We start from the raw sequence: 18,069 nt of genomic DNA, 5'->3' as shown, positions 1-18,069 counted from the left end.
CAGGTCAGACACCTTCCAGTCCACAATCCTAAGACCGGACAATCCGATAGCTGACCTGCGCCGATCAGCTATCGGATTGCCAAGTGCGACTCCCCGGAACCAGCAAGTCCGAGAACACACCCGACCTCAACCAGCCAAGGCAGGCCAGCGCCGTGCACCTTCTCCGGGGGAGCCTGAGAGCGCCAAGGCCATCGAGGCAATGACGGGGAGATCGTCGCCACTTGCGACTGAGCGCTCCAGTTGGCGAGTCTGAGCGCCACGGCTGGCGGGCCGGAGGTAGTCAGTGGGGCGGGTGTGTTGCTACGGGGCGGCCGTCCAGGACTTGGCTGCGGCGATCCATACGGTCACCTTGTCGTCCCGGTCGGAGAGGTCGCGGGTGGCACGCTCGGCCTTGTCGGGATCGACGGCGGCCAGCGCTACCAGGGCGTGCACCCACGCCTGGTCCCTCCAGCCGCTGGGGGAGATGCCTCTGGCCAGGCGCTGAGCGCGCTTCACCAGCGACCGAGCTGGCTCGCGGTGCTCGGCCACGAGCCAGCCGACCGTCTGAGCCATCGCCTCCACGACCTCGTGTTTCGGGCGGGCAGTTTCCCCGTGGGGCATGTCGTCGATGCAGCCTTCCGCAGCGCGCAGTGCCTGCTCGGCCCGGTCGGGGTCGCCGACCGCATGCAAGGCCATCGCGGTCATCGCTCTGACGACCTGGCCCAGCACGCGACCCTGGACGGCGGCCGTGGACAGACCATCCGCAAGGGGCCGGGTCCGTCCCAGGAGGTCGAGCGCGCGGTCGGGGTCGGTCAGGGCCAGGACCTCGGCGACCGCTGTCAGTGCCCCCACCGCCGACTCCAGCTCGGGGTCGGTGGAGATGTCCTGGGTGAGGTCCAGGGCCTCGGTTGCCAGGGCCACGGCATGATCCGGCCTGTCGAGCGCCACGGCGGTTGCGACCACGGCCAGTGCCGTCGCTCTCGCCCCCAGCAACCGCTGCTTGGACGGGCCGTCCGGCATGGAGCGGGCAAGGCCCGCAGTCCGATCCACCCAGCCGAGAGCGAGGGCCGGATCCGTGCCGGCCAACTGCTGCGCGATCCTCGCCTGGGCGTCACCGATGTCGGCGCAGGCCTCCGCCCGCGCCGAACGTGTGAACATCTTCTCGGCGGTGTGCTCGGCCTCGCCGATCAGTTGCTGGGCACGGCTCGGGTCAGTTCCCGACCACTGACACGCCACCTCCGACAGTGCCTTGACCCTGTTGCCCCGACCGGAGGCGGCACGGGCAAGGTCTTCGTCCTCCTCCTCGGGCGGGTCCACGGGGATGACGAGGACGACCTGGACCGCCCTGGCCCGGAGCCGAGCGGCCCGACCGGGATCGAGCTCGGCCAGCGCATCGGCGGCCGTGTTCAGCGCCTCCGCCGCGCGGAAGCGGTCCGGGACCGTGCGGGCGGTGCGCTCGACCGCCTCAGTCAGCCGCCGGATCCGGGCAGGATCGATGTCGGTGAGGGACTTGGCAACCTCAGCCAGTCCCAGTGCTCGATCCGCGCTCTTGGGAAGGCTGTCCGCGATGCTTTCGGCCTCTCCGGCGAGCCGCACCGCCCGGCCGGGATCGACGCCGGCCAGGCCCTTCGCCACCTCAGCCAGCAGCCAGGCGTCGTACATGTCCTCGTCCGGCGGAAGATTGCGGACTACGCACTCGGCCTCGTCCGCGAACTGCCGAGCCAGGTCGGCATCGAGGACGGCGGCGACCTGCGCCACCCGGCACAACCCCCAGGCCTTGTCCAAGTCCTCAGGCCCACCCCGGGCGAGACGTCCGGCCTTGGCCAGGGCCGCTACGGCCCGTTCATGCCGATCCGTGGTCAGGTCGGGCCCCCCGTTCCGGCCCCGCGGGAACCGGGCGCGGCCGCTTGCAGCATGCAGCAGGACCCGCGCCGTCGCCATGGTCGGGCGCCGGTCGAGGGACTTGGCCATCAGCCCGGCGATCAGGTCGGTGAGCTGCCCGGCGTTTTGCATCGGCGGTGCTCCCTCGAACAGCACAGCGGCCAGCGTCGCCTCGAAAGTGGCCCGGCGGAACGGCGAGACACCCTCCACCGCCTGATAGAGCATCACCCCGAGGGAGAACAGGTCGCTCGCCGCCAAGCCGTCCTGGCCGCGGGCCCGTTCCGGGGCCATGTACTCCGCGGAGCCGATGAGCATCCCAGTGCCGGTCAGCGCGGTGTCCTGCTCGTGTACCGCGATCCCGAAGTCCGTGAGCAGGAAACGCTCTCCGGCCACCATCACATTGGCGGGCTTGACGTCGCGGTGCACGATCCCGCAGTCGTGGGCCGCGCCCAGGGCGCCCAGCATCGCCGAGGCCAGCGCCGCGGCCCGGTCCACGGACAGAGCGCCGTGCGCGTCCAACTGCTCCTGCAATGAGGAGCCGACGACCAGCTGCATGACGGTCCAGGGAACGCCGCTATCGATGACCACGTCGTGCACGGCGACGACGTTGGGATGGTCCCGCAGCCGGGCCGCGTTGCGGGCCTCGCGCGCGGCCCGCGCCAACCTCTCGGCCTGCTCCTCTGTCGACACCGCCGGTGGCACCCGCACGGCCTTGACCGCGACGTCGAGCCGGAGCGTTTCGTCGTGGGCCTTCCAGACCTCCCCGAAGCCGCCGGCGCCGAGCTTCGACAGGAGCCGGTAGCGGCCCGCGATCAACTGTTCCGCCTGTGCCTCCTGCGCCACGATCCCCCACCCGTGTCCCGCGCGGCTCGAACACTCGCCAGCCTACGACGCGGATCTACGCGGTGGTGGAGAGCTGGACGAACTCCCGTGTCGCGTCCGCAAGCGGGTTCTTGGCGCGTGGTCCGGTTGAGCAGAAGAGGCACTGACGCTCAATCCGCCAACTTGGACACTCCCTCGCCAGCTGAAGTGCTCAGTCACACCACGGCCTCGGCATCCACCCGGGCGCATCTCGACGACTATACGAACATGTTTTCGATTGACGAGCCGACTCGCCCGCGTCTGGCGGCATCCTCGGCATGATTGTAGGTGCCGAAATCCCCGTCCGCGCAGGTCAAGCAGCATGTCGGTACTCGTGGAGGACTCCGCCGAGTCTGTCGCGCCGGCGTATGTTCAGGCGCTCGACCTGGTGTGGCTCGAGCCGGGCGGGGCTCGTAGACCAACAGCACACGACGCAGGCGGGCCTCGTTCCAGACGAGGGTCCGGTCTAGGACCGGCCCGGAGTGTCCTGACCCAGCGCTCCATGACCGCGTTCTTCCGCGGCACCTGTACGCCCGTCAGAACAGGCGCGATGCAGACAGTCTGGAGGATCTCGTCCATCATGGCTGGGTACTTGGCGTCCCGGTCGCGGATCAGGAACCGGAATGTGGAGGGCTGGCCGGCGTCCTCCAGGTCCATGAGCAGGTTCCGCAGTACCTGGGTGACCCAGGCATGGGTCGGGTGGGCGGTGGTGCCGAGGATCCGGACCCTGCGGCTGGCGTGGTGGATGACCGCGAGGATGTACTGGCACTGTGCGGTGAGGGTGACGGTCTCGATGAAGTCCATCGCCAAGATCGCCTCGGCCTGCGAGCACAGGAATTCCGACCACGTGACGCTTGAGCGGTTCGGCGCGGGGTCGACGCCCTCGCTTCGCAGGAGCTCCCGGACCGTTGACGGTGTCAACCGGATGCCGAGGACGGCGAGCTCGCCGTGGATGCGGCGGTCGCCCCAGGAAGGGTTCTCGCGCGCCAGCCGCAGGACGAGGCGGCGGACTTGCTCACTTCGGGCAGGCGTCCTGGGTGACCTTTCCGGTGGCCTGCATGGCTGTGGCTGGGTCCATGGTCACGCACAGCCCGGTCCACTGGTCGGCGAACGCGTACGCCGAAGTGTCCTTGAGTTGGGTGGGGAGGACGTTCCACATCTGGTTGCCGGAGAACCAGCGGGTCTCGCACGGCCACCACAGCAGCTGGGTGCCGGCCGGTGGCGTCACGCCGTTGTTGTAGGGGACGGTGAGGCACTTGCCGTCGCCGGACTTGATCCAGAAGTAGCCCTTGCCGTCGAAGTAGGCCGACGGGTTGGTGGCCGTCCACTGCTCGCTGCTGGGGACCGGGTTCTGGCAGGCGCGATCGATGACCAGGCCGCCGGTCCCGGTGCTGTCGAGCGCGGTTCCGCGGCTCAGGCACCGCCCGTTCAGGCTGTTGACGTACGTCCGGTTGGGGTTGACCCGCCAGATCGCCGGACCTGCCGGCTGGTAGGTCGGGTTGCGGGCGATGATGTCCGCGATCGTCTTCCAGCCGGGGAAGTCCATCATGACGATGCCGATGTGGGCTCCGGCGTCGCCGCCCTGGTCGAGGTAGTCCGTCAGGTACTGGTTGACGCCTTCGACCGTGGTGGGCCAGAGCACGTAGCCGCCGGCGACGTCGATGGGCCCGCGGGCATCGGCCGTGCCCCAGCCGTTCGCACTGCTGTAGGTCATGAACATGCCGCCGGTGGAGTCGGCGGCGGCCTGGTCCAGATTGGCCTTGACCAGCGACCACTTAAGGTGGGTTTCGACGGTCGTGTAGGCATCCTCGATGTTGCTGTTGTAGCCGTTGACGCCGAGGCCGATGCTGCCACCGTGCGGGTTCTCGAACCCGAGCAGGACGATCTTTCCGCGGACCTGGCCGAGCTGTGGAACGGTCGTCGTACCGGTCACCGAGGGACTGTAGAACAGCCCCGGGTACCGGCTGACGTACTGCTGAAAGATGGTCTGGCGGGTTGCGTCGGTGGTTCCGGGGTCGTCGATGCAGTTGAATGCCCCGCCCGTGCATTCGGAGTGCAGGCGCATCAGGACCGTCTCGCCCGGGTGAGCGGCAAGGAACGCCTGGGTCTTGGCCAGGACGTCGTCGAAGTTCGCGTTCTGGGGGTATGAACCGTGGAAGATGTCGAACTTGCCGCCGTTGACCCGCACACGGATGTCGACCGCGCGGATTCCGCCCTGGTACTGGGCGGTGAGGGTCTGCGCGTTGTCGCCGAAGTCCTGCTGGGCCTGGACGGGATCCCCTCCGTGGATGGCCAGGCTCTCGTGCGTCCCGGGAATCGACATGGCCGCGAGCCAGGTGTGGTCCGGGACGCGGGACATCCAGTCGGGCTGCGAACTCGAACTGAGGGTTTCGAAAGCCGCCGTCGGCCCTGGCTGCGGCACAGGCCGTGGCACATCCGCAGCGGCGGGGGCGCTCGGCGCCAGGGGAACGAGGGCGGTGGCGGTGAGCAGCAGTGCGGCGCGCAGGGCGCGGCTCGCTGGCGATCGCCGGGCGGCGCTGGGGCCAGATCGGTGCGCGGTGCGGGGCATCCAGAGGTCTCCGTTCGTGGCGGCTGGACGGGTTTGTCCAACAAGGAGCGGGTGTCAGGGTCAGTGGCTTGCTGTCGGTCCGACGTGGGGCGTGCCGGTCATGGCTGACCGCGTAGCACGGCAGCGCCCCGTCGCCGGGCAATCACGATGGGGCGGCAGCCGTCCCGGATGCCACAGGTTCGCCGCAATCCGGGACGCTGGAACGATTCCGACGCCCTGAACTGTGGCGATTGCCGCGCCGGGAACGGGTGGGTGGAACGAAGGAGGAGGCTGGAACGGCCCCCGCATATCGAGGATGTCGCCTCGGCGCTGGGAGCCGAAGGAGCATGCGGAGCACAGCTACGGCCGCTCGCCACGCAGCTGCCCCGTCCGCGCAGAGCCCCAAGGTGCCCCGCATGACGTCGTTCAGACCATCGGCCTGGCACTTCGGATAACCGCCCTGAGTGGGCGGTTGGCAAGTCCGCTTGGGGGCTGGGCCTGGGTCCATCGGAGTAACAGTGTCGAACGTCGATCAAGAAGGTGCGAGCTGCCCCCTGTTGATTGGGAGCGTCCGCCAGATCGCGCCGAACTGCCCTAGCAGAAGAGTGGTATGACGGCATTTCTGGGGGTCAAGGGGTCGCAGGTTCAAATCCTGTCGTCCCGACAGGCTTAAAGGCCCGTCGGCTTGGAAGGAAACTTCCAGGTCGGCGGGCCTTTGTCGTTGTCCCGGACTTCTCAACGGACGATCCGCAGATGCCGCCCCGAGGGCTCCTCTGGGACCACTTGGGGACCAACCTCGGTCCCGGACCTGGCCAGATGGGCGCTGCCGCTACTCGCCGGGCTTGGCCCATACCTCACGATCCGGCCGCCTCACCGGCTTCGCCCCCCGGGGCGTGTGCGGGTACCGGGCGATGAACGCGTTGATGACCTCGGCGCGCGTGGTGCTGGCGGACTTCATCTCGCCGCCGCTCCTCTGGAGCCTCACGTCGCCAACGATGGACCTCAAACTCCGGGTCAGCGAGGAAACGGGGCGACGAGAACACCGACCTCTGGCGGGTCGTGATCTGCGACGGTTGCACCGGTCGGGTCGAGCCGCGAATCGTCTGGCCCGACGAGGAGTAACCGCCCGGCCGCCAGGGTGGGCGCTGGTGCCGTCCGTTCCGCGCCCGGGCTGGCTACTTGGCGGCCTTGCGGTGCTTCACCCACCAGCCGATCCAAAGCCGCCCCACGGCGAAGACCACGGCCACGAACGCAAAGCAGAACGCCTCGAAGAGCTGGCGTCCCGGAGTCGGGTCCAGATGGCTGCTGCTGTAGCCCCAGAAGCCGACTGCGAGCAGCACGAAGACGAGCGGCATCAGCCAGCCCTTGAGCATCGTGTGGGGAAGTAGGGGCCGCAGGTAGGCGGGGAGCGGAAAGTCCACCAGATCGGTCGCTGTGGGCTGATGGCTGGAGTCGTCGTTCATGACGGGCACTGTAGGGCTCGACGAGTCTGCCGGTCGAGCGTCAGAAACCGGGCCTGGGCGGCCGCCGCACGCGGCCGCCACAACCCGACAAGAGCACCATGGCCGGACTGCCCCGCACCGCCCAGACCGGCCACGACTACCTCGCCCGCTTCGCCGGCTCCGCGTCCGGCGGCTGGCTCGCGCTGGTCTCCCGCGACCCCGCCAAGCCCAGCAACGGCGTCTCCCGGCCCGCCCTCGACCGGCTGCTCCGCGACGGCCTGGTCCAACTCGGCGACCACACCGGCCGCGGCCGCCCGATCCACGTCACCCAGCTCGGCCACGCCGTGCTCGACAGCCAGGAAGCCCCCGAGGCCGACATGGCCGATGCGCGTCTCGCCTCGTATCTCCACAACCGGAAGTAGGTGAACACATAGTGCGCGCCGTGCAGGGGTGTGATCCTTGACCGAGGCCAGGCAACACGCGTCTGGCCTTCGTCATGCACGGCCAGAGGAGGGGACGGAATGCGCATCAAGCTGGGACGTCTTACCGCCACAGTGACAGCAGTAGCCGCACTCACGGTAGGCGCGACGAGCCTCACAACGGGGAACGCGTTCGCCGCCGGCCCGGGCGGCGTGGAGGCGTGTCCGAGCGGGAACGTGTGCCTGTACTTCAACTCGCCACAGTACGGCTGGGGCGCGTGGGAAGACTGGTCGCCTGGCCAGAGCCTCAGCCTGACGGACTTCACGTTCGCTCACTGGGGGAACGGTTCTGGCTACGGGCAGACGGTGTACGACCGCGCTGCCTCGATCGTCAACAACACCGGCCACACGGTGATCGTCGAGTCGGACCTTGGCCACGACGACTATGTCGTCGCGGGCTACGCCGGATCCCTGGACTCCGGCACCTACAACAACGACTCTCTCCTGTACTGCTGACGCCCAGCGAAGCATCGTGCGGCCCCCTCTGCACCGACACGGTGGAGGGGCCGGCACCGCGCCGTCCTGTGGCCACCCGCCTGTCCAGCTGGCGTCGACCCTGCAGGCGGTTACATCACGTAGCACGGCAGCGGAGGTCGCACGCTGACACACTGCGCCTGCCGATGACCTCATCCGTGCAGTTCAGACAGCATGTCGGTACTCGTGGATGACGCCACGGTGGCGTAGTGGTGCCGCTTGGTTCATGGCTTGGTGGGCCGGTGTGCGTGGTGATGCTGCTCGAACTCGCGAGGTGTGCGGCGTCGGTGGCTTTCGTTCCAGATAGGGGTCCGCTCGTGGAGTTCGTGGCGGCAGGTCTGCACCCATCGCTCCATGATGGAGTTCGTGCGCGGCACACGGACGAGGGCGAGCACGACCTGGATGCCGGCGTCCGACAGGATTTGGTCGAAGAGCGCTGGGAACTTCGCGTCCCGGTCCCGGATCAGGTACCTGACGGTGGCTCCGGCGTCCTCCAGGTCCATGACCAGATTCCGAGCAGCCTGGCTGACCCAGCTCGCGGTGGGGTGCGCGGTGGTGCCGAGGATCCGGACGCGGCGACTGGCGTGCTCGATGACGGCCAGTCCCCGCGAACGACCGCAGCCTGACCGGGGCGAGCCCACAGCAGGTGCGGCAGGTGGTGCGAGCCGTCGATGCGCACAGCCTCCGGCACACGGTCGTCACCGTGGGCTGCTCATGGGGCTCATCTCGGCCACTCGCCGGCCGGCGCGTCGTGCGAGACGGCGAGCCAGAGTGCCGGCGCAGGCTCGCCGCAGGCCGACGAGGCGAGCTTCCGCAGCGGAGGCGTGGATCACGGCACGGAACCCGCTACTGCGGGCGGGCCGCCCTCAGATCCAGCCGCGACGCGCTGCGTGCAGGGCGAGCTGGATGCGGGTCGTGACGGCCGCGTCGTCCATGAGTCGGCGGATGCGGCGTTCCACGGTGCGCGTGCTGATTTCGAGGTGCACCGAGAGCGCCTGATCCGTCAGGCCCGCGACCATGAGCGAGAGCAGACGTACGTCCTCGGCCGAGGGGGCGTCGCCGGACATCTCCTGCGGCCCCGCTTCGGACGTCCGGGGGGTGGTGGCGTCCTGCCACGGCGCGAGCGGAGTGGAGGACACCCAGACGCGTTCGAACAGGGCCTCCAGGACGTCGATCAGGCTGCGGTGGCGGACGAGCACGGCGGAGGGCTCGGGTGTGTTGCGGTCCAGGGGGACGATGGCCTGCGAGGCGTCGGCCATCATCAGCTTGACCGGAACATGGCTGGTCGTGCGAACGAGCTCGCCGCAGCGCAGCGAGGTCTCCAGCAGCCTGACCTCGGAGGCCTCGCTGAGCATCGACTGCTCGTAGACGGTGCGGTAGCAGATGCCCTTGGACATCCGGGAGGTCTGCACCTCGACGTTGTCACCGGCCGGCTGGGCGAGCACCGGTGGTTTCACCATCGAGCGGACCTCGTACTGCGCGCTCTCCTGAAGGTCGCAGGTGGCGGCGGCGACGGCGGCGCGACCGGTGATCACCTGGACGATCTCGGAGGTGTCGCGCGCGGCCGCCGAGCGGCGGAACACCTCGGCCAGGCGCTCCACATGGGCGCGGTCGTCGTCGAGTTCACGTTGGCGGCGGTCCAGCAGGTCGCGGAACGCGTACTCCGGTGTGCGGGCCCGGTAGGCGCCGTCGTCGAAGGGCTGGACCAGGCCGGCGGTGGCCAGGGTGGTGACCGCGGCCTGCACCCGCGGCAGGGCGAGGTTCGTCTGTTCGGCCAGCGCCTCGGTGCGCGCAGCGGTGCGGGTGACCAGAGCCAGGTAGACCTTCTCGGCTTCGAGGCCGAGCCCGAAGCGGGACAGCATCCTGACGTGTTCGTCCGCGGATTCCAGCACCGGGGTGCTCCTTACCATCGTTCGTGGACCTCACCTCGCGAGGTGAGGGCAGCCGCCCGTTGAGAGGAGGGCGGGCGGCTGCCGGTCTTGCTCCGGTGTGGATGTCTACCGGAAGGAGTCCAGGTAGGCCAGGGTGGGGCTGCCCACACCGGTGGCGTCGTCGTATCCCTTGACCGCGTTGAGGCTGGTGTCCTCCCCGAACGCGATCAGGCTGGCGTGCAGCCGCCCGGCGATGACGCCGAAGTCGGCCACCGCGTTGAGCGGCGCCCGGTCGTGCGCGGCCGCCTGGTCGACGACGTCGGTGAAGTCCTTGCTGTTCGCCCGCAGGTAGATCGCCGGGTTGCCGAAGCCGATCGGCCTGCCGTGCCGCGCCTGGATGGCGTCGGCCTGGACGGCGGAGAACTCGGGTGCCGCGACGCTGGTGCCGCCGTAGCCGCCCTCACCGTACGGCGCGCCGTCGCTCATGCCGACCAGGACGGAGGTGTACAGGTCGCCGTTCATGGCCACGTCCGGGGTGACCCGCCGCGCGGAGCCGCTGTGAGCGCCCGTCATCAGCGTGTGGGCGAGGCTGCCGGGCACGGCGTGCTGCTGGTACCAGGGCTGGGCGAAGTCCTCGCTGGTGCCGCCCCCGCCGCCGAAGTAGAAGGCTCCCGGAAGCGGGTACCAGCCGGTGCCGTCGGCGGTGAGCGGTGAGCGCAGCGTGCCCATGTCCGTCTCGAAGCCGTAGCTCCCGCCGGCGTCCTTGATCCCGAGCGCGGTGCCGCCGACCGAGGTCACCCACGGGTCGGAGGAGGGGAACTGGGCCTGCGCGCGGGTGGTGGTCGGGTCGCAGTTGACGCCGGTGGCGGCTGCGGCCGGGGAGTCGTCGCCGCAGTCACCCGCGGAGAACTCGAAGCCGATGCCCTCGATCGCGCCCTGCTGGAACACCTGCTCATAGGCCGCGACCAGGCCCGGGTCCATGTCGCCGCCGGCCGAGTGCATGATCTCGCCCCAGGAGTTGGAGACGACGTCCGCGAGGTGCTGGTCGACGACCGTGGACAGGGCTCCCAGCAGGTCCGGGTCGGTGCACGAGTTCGCGCCGACGTAGACGACGTTCGCGTCCGGGGCGAGGCCGTGGACCATCTCCACGTCCAACGCCTCCTCCCCCGACCAGCCCGCTGGACCGCCGCACGCGTCCTGGCTGTTCCACTGGGCGGAGTTGACGACCTCGGTGTACTGGCCGGGCCGGAAGGCCTTGTCCCCGTGGCGGGTGGCGAAGCGGTTCGCGTCGGCGAGCATCGTGGAGGAGGCGTAGGCGTCGACAACGGCGACCCGGGCACCCTTGCCGGTCAGCCCGGAGGCGGCGATGCCGTAGGCCTTGCGCAGTTGCGAGGGGACGAACGAGCACTCGTCGTAGGCCGTGGACGGTGTGTAGCCGGCGGGGGCACCGGTGACCTTCTTCTGACCCCAGTAGGCCGAGCAGGTCGCGGTGGTGCGGATGCCACCCGCGGCCGCGGTGGCCGTCCCCCGTTGCCCGGCCTCGGTGCGCGGCAGCGGCACGGACTGCGGGTGGGCGTGCGTGGTGACGCTGCTGAGGCCGCTGACGGCGAGCACGGCGGAGGCCACGCTCGCGGGCAGGACGGCGTTCCCGACGGGCGCGTGCCGGATCGTGCCGCCGACCGCGTACTGGTGGATCGCGGTCCCGAAGGCGCGGGCGAGGGCGGCGGCGTCACCGCTGACCTCGACGTAGTGCGCGGTGGTGGCGGTGACGGACAAGCCAGCGCCGGTCAGCCAGCCGTGGACGGCCGTGAGCTGGGCGGCGGTGGGCCCGTAGCGGTGCTGGACCTGGGCCGGGGTGAGGTACTGGCCGTAGCGGGGGCTTCCCGGGGTGGAGACCGCGCGGGCGTAGGCGGCCAGGCCCGCCGGGTCCTGCCCGGCGAGGTAGACGCGGACGGTGAGTCGGGTCGCGGCGGACAGCGCGCCGCGGTCGGCGGTCGCCCAGGCCGGGTGCGTGCCCGTCAGGGCCCGGGCGGCGGGGCTCGGGGCGCTGGCCGCGGCCTGACCCTGGGCGGCCATGGTGAGCGCGGAGGTGGTGAGGGCGAGGGCGGCTATCGCGGCCGCCGTGGCGCGGGAGTGGCGTGAGGTGTTGATGGTGGGCTCCGGGTTCATGGCTGCTCGACCTACTTCACGCCGTAGGCGCGCAGGACGGTCTGGGTGACGGTGTTGTGGGCGCTGTCGTGGGAGGTGGCTCGCAGGGAGACGTAGCGGGCCCAGGAGGGGGCGGTGATCTGCGTGCTCCAGCTGCCGTGGCCGCCCTTCAGGCTCACGGTGTGCCAGGTCGAGCCGTCGTCGAAGGAGACCTGGAGCGTCGCGCCGGTGATCGTCCCGGCCCCGGTGGCGCCGGGCAGCTGGGAGGCGGTCAGGGTGAGCGTGCTGTGGCGGGCGGCGTCGCCGTTCAGGTCGGTCGCGACGCCGTAGTCGAGCTGGATCAGCGGGATCCACGCCCCGTCGGTGTTGGTGCCGGAGGTGAAGCCCCACTCGGTGCGGGTCGCGGTCGAGGTCGGGAACACGCCGTTCTGGCTGGTCGCGGCGACGAGCCGGTAGGGCAGCGTGGCCTGGCTCGGGGCCTGCACGTTGAGCTGCTGGTAGATCGTGGAGCCGATCTTCGTCGAGCCCTGGTAGAGGGTGACGGTCTCGAGCATCTTGTCCGGCGTGCCGCTCCACAGGCCGTAGTCGAAGCCGCTGTGTCCGGCGTTGCCGTCCCCGTAGCCGGGGATGTTGAGGGAGAACCAGTCGCCGCCCCGGAAGGGCAGGGAGCCGGCGTTGTTGAGCCGCGGGTGCACGACAGGGGTGAGCCAGTTGACGGTGCTCCTGGTGCCCTTGCGGTAGTCCGTGATCAGGGCGCGCTCGTTGACCACGTTGGTGATGCCGGCCTCGTCGTACCACTTGAAGCCGCCCGCGCCCGGCGTGACGTAGTCGGTGCGGACCGTGCCCAGCTGCTGCACCATGTCGAACCCGACGCCGAACTGGTCGAAGTTCTGCATGTCGTAGCGGCCCTCGTAGCCGGGCGCGGTGGCGGAGCCCGCGAAGCGGGAGTCGACACGGGCCAGGTCCGTGAGCTTGGGGCGGTAGGTCAGGTCCTGGTTCGGGATGTTCCCGTCCTTGCGCTCCACCAGGTCGTAGACGTAAGGGGTGTTGGGCGTCGAGACGGTGTCGAGCTGGACACCGCCGCGGAGGGTGGCGCTGACGAGAGCGGAGCCCTCGTCGTGCCGCACGCCCACGACCTCGATCGGGCTGTTGGTGGTGAAGTCGGCGGCGCCGTACCACTGGGCGAGTCGGCCGTAGCTGTCGTTGACGACGATCAGCAGCTTCGCCCCGGCTGCTGCGGCGGCCTGGGCCTGGGCGGTGGCGTAGGCGGCGGTCTGGTCGAAGGAGGCGCCGGTGAGGTGCTGCACTACCACCGCCATGCCCTTGACGTTGCGTCCGGTGTAGTCGGCAGCCAGGCCGTTGCCCAGGTAGGCGACCTTCAGACGGCGGCTGCCGGCCGGGAGCAGCGTGCTGCCGGGCTCCACCACCGCGTCGGGGAAGGACTCGGACGGGAAGCGCGGTTCGGTCGCCGTGAGCGTGACCGGGGGCGCACCCTTGCTCCACCGCGTGTCGAAGTGGAAGCTGCCGTCGGTGACCGGCGCGGTCGGCTGCGCCCACACGCTGGTGTACTGGATCGGAACCAGGAAGTTCTCGTTGAGCAGTCCGCCACCCGGGGTGGCGCGGTTCCACTCCACCCGCAGTTCCCGGTCGGCGCTGGTCTGCGGCGTGACCGCCGCCACCTGGCGCGCGGTGCGGGCGTCCAGCGCCGCGGTGCGGTTGGCGTCCAGGTCGATCTGCGGAACCGACAACACGCCCAGGCCGAGGTCGTCCCCGGCGGTGGCACCCGGCAGGTCGGCGTACATCAGCAGCGAGTACTCGCCCTTGGGCAGACGCATGGTCAGCGTGCCGGAGGCGGGGATCGTGATCGGGTTCGGGTACGGGTCACCGGTGCGGTACAGCACGGCCGTTCCGGAGAGCGGGGCACCGCTGCGGTCGGTGGCCTTGACGGTGAGGTTGTAGCGCTCGTCCTCGCGCTCGACGCCGATGAGGGTGTGCGCGACGACGGCCCCGGTGGCGTCGGTCGCCTGCACCTGGCCGTCCGTCACCCCGTATGCCGCCGCGTTCGGATCCCCGGTGACGCTCACCTGCGCGGTGCCGTGCGCCGGGACGGTCACGCTCTGGGCGGAGAGCGTGAAGACCCCGGCGGGGGCTGGGTTGCCGTCCGGGCCGGTCGCCTTGGTGGCGAGGCTCAAAGTGACGTCGGACGCGCCGGTGTTGGTGTACGTGACGGTCTTGGTGGTCGACTTGTCGCCGGTGTGCGGCCACGGGTAGTAGCCGGACCACGCCTCGGCCGAGGCGTCGATCGAGCCGAGCACGGCCGCGTGCGCGTCGACCCGGCCCGCGCCTCCGTCCACGACAGGGATGTCCGGGGTCTCCTTGCTCGTGCTGACCAGGGCGTCCTTGAGCTGCTGCCCGGTCCAGTCCGGGTGCTCCTCGGCCAACAGCGCCGCGGTCCCGGCGACGTGCGGGGTCGCCATCGAGGTGCCGCTCATGGTGATGTAGGAACCGCTGCCCTCGCTGTCGTACTGCGAGCGGGCGGCCAGGATGTCCACACCCGGGGCGGTGATCTCGGGCTTGAGGCCGCCGTCGATCGTGCGCGGGCCCGTGCTGGAGAACCAGGCCAGCTGGTCGTTGGAGTCGACAGCGCCCACGGTGAGCGCGTCGGTGGCCGCGCCGGGCGAACTGACGCCGGGGCCGCCGCTGTTGCCCGCCGCGATGACGAACAGCGCGCCGGTGGAGGCGCTCAGGTCGTTGACGGCCTGGCTCATCGGGTCGGTGCCGTCGCTGGCTTCGGGACTGCCGAGGCTCATGCTGATGACGCGCGCGTGCTCGGTCTGCGCCGCCCACTGCATGCCCGCGATGATCCAGGACTCGTCGCCTTCGCCCTGGTCGCTGAGCACCTTGCCGACCAGCAGGTGTGCGCCGGGCGCAACGCCCTTCTCCACCCCGTTCGAGGCGGCGCCGGTCCCGGCGATGGTGGACGAAACGTGGGTGCCGTGGCCGTAGTGGTCGGTGGTGTCCTCGCCCGGGACGAAGCTCTGCGAGGCCGCGATCTGCGTGCTGAGGTCCGGGTGTCCGGCGTCGATGCCGGTGTCCAGGACCGCGACGTCCACTCCCTTGCCGGTGACGCCCGCGTTCCACGCGTCCGGGGCGCCGATCTGCGCGGTGGACTGCGCGAGCGTGGCCTTCACCTTGCCGTCCAGCCAAACCCGGTCGATGCCACCACCGAAGCGGGCACCGGTGGCCGCCGCCGTCGCCGGTTGCGTGAGGGACTGCCACAGCCGCGCACCGCCGGAGCGGGCCGCGGTCACGGCCGCGCCGTTGATCGCGGTGAGCGGCCGTGCGAGCGACATCCCCGCGGGAGCGACGGCCCGCGCCGCGCGGGCCGCGGCGCCGGTGGCCTTCGCGTACTGGACGATGAGCGGCAACTGCGCGGTGTGCGCGTCGTCGTAGCCGTCGGCGATCAGCAGGCTCACGTCGAACAGCCGCTTGTCCAGCGCACCGGAGGCGACGTAGGGCAGCGCCTCGGCCGGGTAGACGTACAGGTCCTTGCCCACGGTCTGGGTGAGCACGCCGCCGGTCGAGCCCTGCACCTGGTGGACCGTGGCCACACTGCGGCCGTCGGCGAGCGCGGTGACGGTGACCGTGTCACCGGTGATCAGCGTGACCCTGTGCACGGTACCGCCGGTCGCAGCATGCGCCTCCCCCTGCGCAGGGGGCGTCGCCCGGGGCGAGGCCAGCGCATGCGAGGGGTACGCTGCCAGGACGAACAGGGCCGAGGCGGCGAGCACACTCAGCCCACGGCGACGGGAACTTGGGCGTGACAAGGGAAGGCCTCCGAGGGCTGAGGGGGTGCTGGGGGGAACTTGGGCGCCATTCTTGGCGCTGGCGGCAAGCCACGTCAGCGGCTCAGCCTGTCGAGCTCCCGCCATGGCGGGAGCTCGACAGCCAGACCTGACACCTCGTACGGATCGACGAACCCCGGCTCCGGAGCCTCACACCGATCTCGGCCGGGCGGCGGTGGCCGCGCTTGCCCGGAAGGAGCTGCTCGGCTCCGCGTTCGACGCCTTGGCCACCGTCCAGTCGATCGGCCACCTGGCCGCCTCCGCGATCGCCGGAGTCCTGTGGAGCTCGGTCTCCCCGACCGCCGCTTTCGTCCACCTCGCGAGGTGGACGGTCCTCGCCCCAGCCGGACTGCTCGTCAGCATCCGGCGCTGAATCCGGGTCGTCCCAGAGGCCCTCACGAGGTGGTGTCGGATCTCGGCGCCGGCGAAATCCGGCCCCAGGCCCGGCCGAGGCCGATGCCGGGCGGTTGCCGGTCTCCGCACTCTCGTTCTTGAATCACCGGACTTCATCCGCCGCCACGGGCCGAACCGCCCGCGCTCACGGCGAGGCGTGGGAGACCGTCAGAGACGCGAAGCATGCGAGCACAGAACACGATCACGCCGCACAGGGCCCAGGGGGACAGCGCGGCCCTGACCGGCATGGACGCAACAGACGGCGCCTGCATCATTGACGTCTTGTCATGTCTTCTTCTAGCATCCGCCGGGCCCGCGTCTCCGACTACGGGACGGCCTTGCCTGGCCTGCACCACCCCGGATCTCCGCATGCGCAGTTGAAAGGGGTGCCACCACCATGTACCACGTCGGGTCCCGCCACTTAGCGGCCTCTCGCCGACGGCTGCGAAGCCTCGCCGCAGCGGCCTCCGCCGCCGCCCTCCTCCTGTTCGGCGCCGCAGCCACGGCCCAGGCGGCACCGCACCGCCTCGCCGCCACAGCGCCGATCGTGAACGTGAGCTCGTCCTGCTCCGGCCAGAACCAGGAGGTCGTGGCCGCCGCCGACACCACCGGCGACGTCTTCCAGTCATGGATCGGATGCGGCGGCATCGGGTTCGCCCGGTCCACCAACAGCGGTGCCAGCTACAACGCGCCGATCATGCTGTCGGGCTCGTCCGGGGCCTGGGACCCGGCGCTCGCGGTCGCGCCGAACGGCACCGTCTACGCGGCGTTCATGTCGCCGAACAACTACCCCGTGGTGGAGGCCTCGTTCGACCACGGGGCGACCTTCACACAGACCGCCTCGGTCAAGCCGTCCGGGAGCGGCTACTTCGGAGACCGGCCCTACATCGCCGTGGCACCCGACGGGACCGTGTACGTGACCTGGGACTACGGTCCGGACCAGACCAACGTCCAGACCACCTGCAGCGCGGTCGGATCGTGCTCCTTCGCCGACGGCCAGCTGAACGCCGTGATCGAGAAGTCGACCGACGGCGGCAAGACGTTCGGCGGATTCACCGCGATCGGCCCCGACTACCCGACGATGGGCGGGTTCGCCGCGCCACTGCTGGTCGACCCGCACGGCCGCGTGGACTCGCTCTACGAGGGCCACCCGACCGACACGACGTCCCCCTACGCGATCCACAACGGCTACGAGTACTTCACCTGGTCGAACGACGCCGGCACCACCTGGCCGAACCCGACGGTGCAGGTGCGGCCGGACGCCGGGACGGACGCGGTGGCGAACTGGTGGATCAACGGATCCATCGCCATCGACGCGGGCGGCACGCTGTACGCCACCTGGGACACGCAGTCCTCCGGCACCGACATCGGCTGGCTCAGCTACTCCACGGACAACGGCGCCACCTGGTCCGCACCGACACACGTGACGCCCGACAACACCACCGCGGCGCACATCATGGAGGTCGTCGGCGGCCCGGCAGGCACCGCGTACGTCGGATGGCAGACCAACGCGCCGAGCCAGGGCTACGCCACCTACCTGCAGACCTTCACCACCGCCTCGGGGCTGGTCGGCACGCCGACTCAGGTGTCGACCAACTACGGCAACGCCTCGGTGTGGCCGGGTGACACCTTCGGCCTGGCGACGCTGCCGAACAACCAGATCGCAGTGAGCTGGGGCAGCGCGGACAACGGCGGTTCCACCGCTGAGATCTACGCGACGACCGTCTCCACCGCGCCTCCGGCCTCCGACTTCTCGCTCGCCGCGAACCCGACCTCCGGCTCGGTCGCGCAGGGGTCGTCGGCCACCACGACGATCGCGACCACCGCGAGTGGCGGGGACACCGAGTCGGTCGCGCTGAGCGCGTCCGGCCTCCCGGCCGGCGCCACCGCGGCATTCAGCCCGTCCTCGGTCACGGCCGGCGGCTCCTCGACGCTGACGGTCTCGACGGCCTCGAGTACGCCGGTCGGGACGTATCAGATCACCGTCACGGGAACCGGGACCGCGCACACGCACACCGCCACCTTCTCGCTCACCGTCAACGGCGGGTCGGGTGGCGGTGGCGTCACCAACGGCGGCTTCGAGACGGGTAGCTTCTCCGGCTGGACCACGACCGGCAACGCGGCCGTGACCACCGCGGCCAAGCACAG

General features: G+C 70.4%; 13 protein-coding genes. 4 read left to right on the top strand and 9 right to left on the bottom strand.

What is annotated here, in order from left to right; genetic code table 11:
- Positions 1-300: 300 nt before the first annotated feature.
- From BMY61_RS34015 to BMY61_RS34000, 5 genes are all read right to left on the bottom strand, one after another.
- Positions 301-2,703 (bottom strand): serine/threonine-protein kinase, encoded by a 2,403-nt coding sequence (locus BMY61_RS34015; protein WP_052439392.1) that lies wholly within the window; start codon positions 2,701-2,703, stop codon positions 301-303.
- A 390-nt stretch (positions 2,704-3,093) separates the two neighbouring features.
- Positions 3,094-3,525 (bottom strand): hypothetical protein, encoded by a 432-nt coding sequence (locus BMY61_RS48045; protein ID WP_236656608.1) that lies wholly within the window; start codon positions 3,523-3,525, stop codon positions 3,094-3,096.
- 211 nt (positions 3,526-3,736) lie between these two features.
- Entirely contained in the window at positions 3,737-5,080 is a 1,344-nt protein-coding gene (locus tag BMY61_RS34005; RefSeq protein ID WP_052439391.1) for a phosphatidylinositol-specific phospholipase C domain-containing protein, read from the bottom strand.
- Positions 5,081-6,098: 1,018 nt separating this feature from the next.
- The gene (locus BMY61_RS48505) at positions 6,099-6,227 is read right to left on the bottom strand and encodes a hypothetical protein (protein ID WP_269083990.1); all 129 of its coding nucleotides are present in this window, start codon (positions 6,225-6,227) and stop codon (positions 6,099-6,101) included.
- A 217-nt stretch (positions 6,228-6,444) separates the two neighbouring features.
- Positions 6,445-6,732 carry a hypothetical protein gene (locus tag BMY61_RS34000; protein ID WP_042457641.1) on the bottom strand — a complete coding sequence of 96 codons (288 nt, stop codon included), beginning with the start codon at positions 6,730-6,732 and terminating at the stop codon, positions 6,445-6,447.
- A gap of 98 nt (positions 6,733-6,830) precedes the next feature.
- On the opposite strand from BMY61_RS34000, the gene BMY61_RS33995 reads away from it, so the two are divergent.
- Positions 6,831-7,133, top strand: coding sequence for a hypothetical protein (locus tag BMY61_RS33995; RefSeq protein ID WP_042457638.1), 303 nt, complete (start codon positions 6,831-6,833; stop codon positions 7,131-7,133).
- A gap of 99 nt (positions 7,134-7,232) precedes the next feature.
- Entirely contained in the window at positions 7,233-7,646 is a 414-nt protein-coding gene (locus BMY61_RS33990) for a peptidase inhibitor family I36 protein (RefSeq protein ID WP_075004176.1), read from the top strand.
- A gap of 242 nt (positions 7,647-7,888) precedes the next feature.
- On the opposite strand, the gene BMY61_RS33985 is transcribed toward BMY61_RS33990, so the two are convergent.
- The 4 genes from BMY61_RS33985 to BMY61_RS33970 all read right to left on the bottom strand — a co-directional run bounded on the left by BMY61_RS33985 (position 7,889) and on the right by BMY61_RS33970 (position 15,360).
- On the bottom strand, positions 7,889-8,167 hold the full coding sequence (locus BMY61_RS33985; RefSeq protein WP_052439390.1) for a hypothetical protein: 279 nt from the start codon (positions 8,165-8,167) through the stop codon (positions 7,889-7,891).
- Between the two features lie 363 nt (positions 8,168-8,530).
- Positions 8,531-9,556: a helix-turn-helix domain-containing protein gene (locus BMY61_RS33980; RefSeq protein ID WP_042457632.1), complete on the bottom strand. Its 1,026-nt coding sequence runs from the start codon at positions 9,554-9,556 to the stop codon at positions 8,531-8,533.
- A 105-nt stretch (positions 9,557-9,661) separates the two neighbouring features.
- Positions 9,662-11,704 (bottom strand): S53 family peptidase, encoded by a 2,043-nt coding sequence (locus tag BMY61_RS33975; RefSeq protein WP_042457629.1) that lies wholly within the window; start codon positions 11,702-11,704, stop codon positions 9,662-9,664.
- Positions 11,705-11,715: 11 nt separating this feature from the next.
- Entirely contained in the window at positions 11,716-15,360 is a 3,645-nt protein-coding gene (locus BMY61_RS33970) for a S8 family serine peptidase (RefSeq protein ID WP_052439388.1), read from the bottom strand.
- A gap of 343 nt (positions 15,361-15,703) precedes the next feature.
- Here BMY61_RS33970 and BMY61_RS33965 point away from each other — a divergent pair, with 343 nt between their 5' ends.
- Both BMY61_RS33965 and BMY61_RS33960 read left to right on the top strand, forming a co-directional pair.
- Positions 15,704-15,901, top strand: a complete 198-nt coding sequence (locus BMY61_RS33965) for a hypothetical protein (protein WP_042457626.1) — start codon at positions 15,704-15,706, stop codon at positions 15,899-15,901.
- A gap of 417 nt (positions 15,902-16,318) precedes the next feature.
- On the top strand, positions 16,319-18,069 hold a 1,751-nt coding region (locus BMY61_RS33960; protein ID WP_075004175.1), incomplete at its 3' end, for a sialidase family protein.

Origin of the sequence: Streptacidiphilus jiangxiensis (assembly GCF_900109465.1) — a bacterium.
GTDB lineage: Bacteria > Actinomycetota > Actinomycetes > Streptomycetales > Streptomycetaceae > Streptacidiphilus > Streptacidiphilus jiangxiensis.
This window is presented reverse-complemented; position numbering and strand designations above follow the sequence as displayed.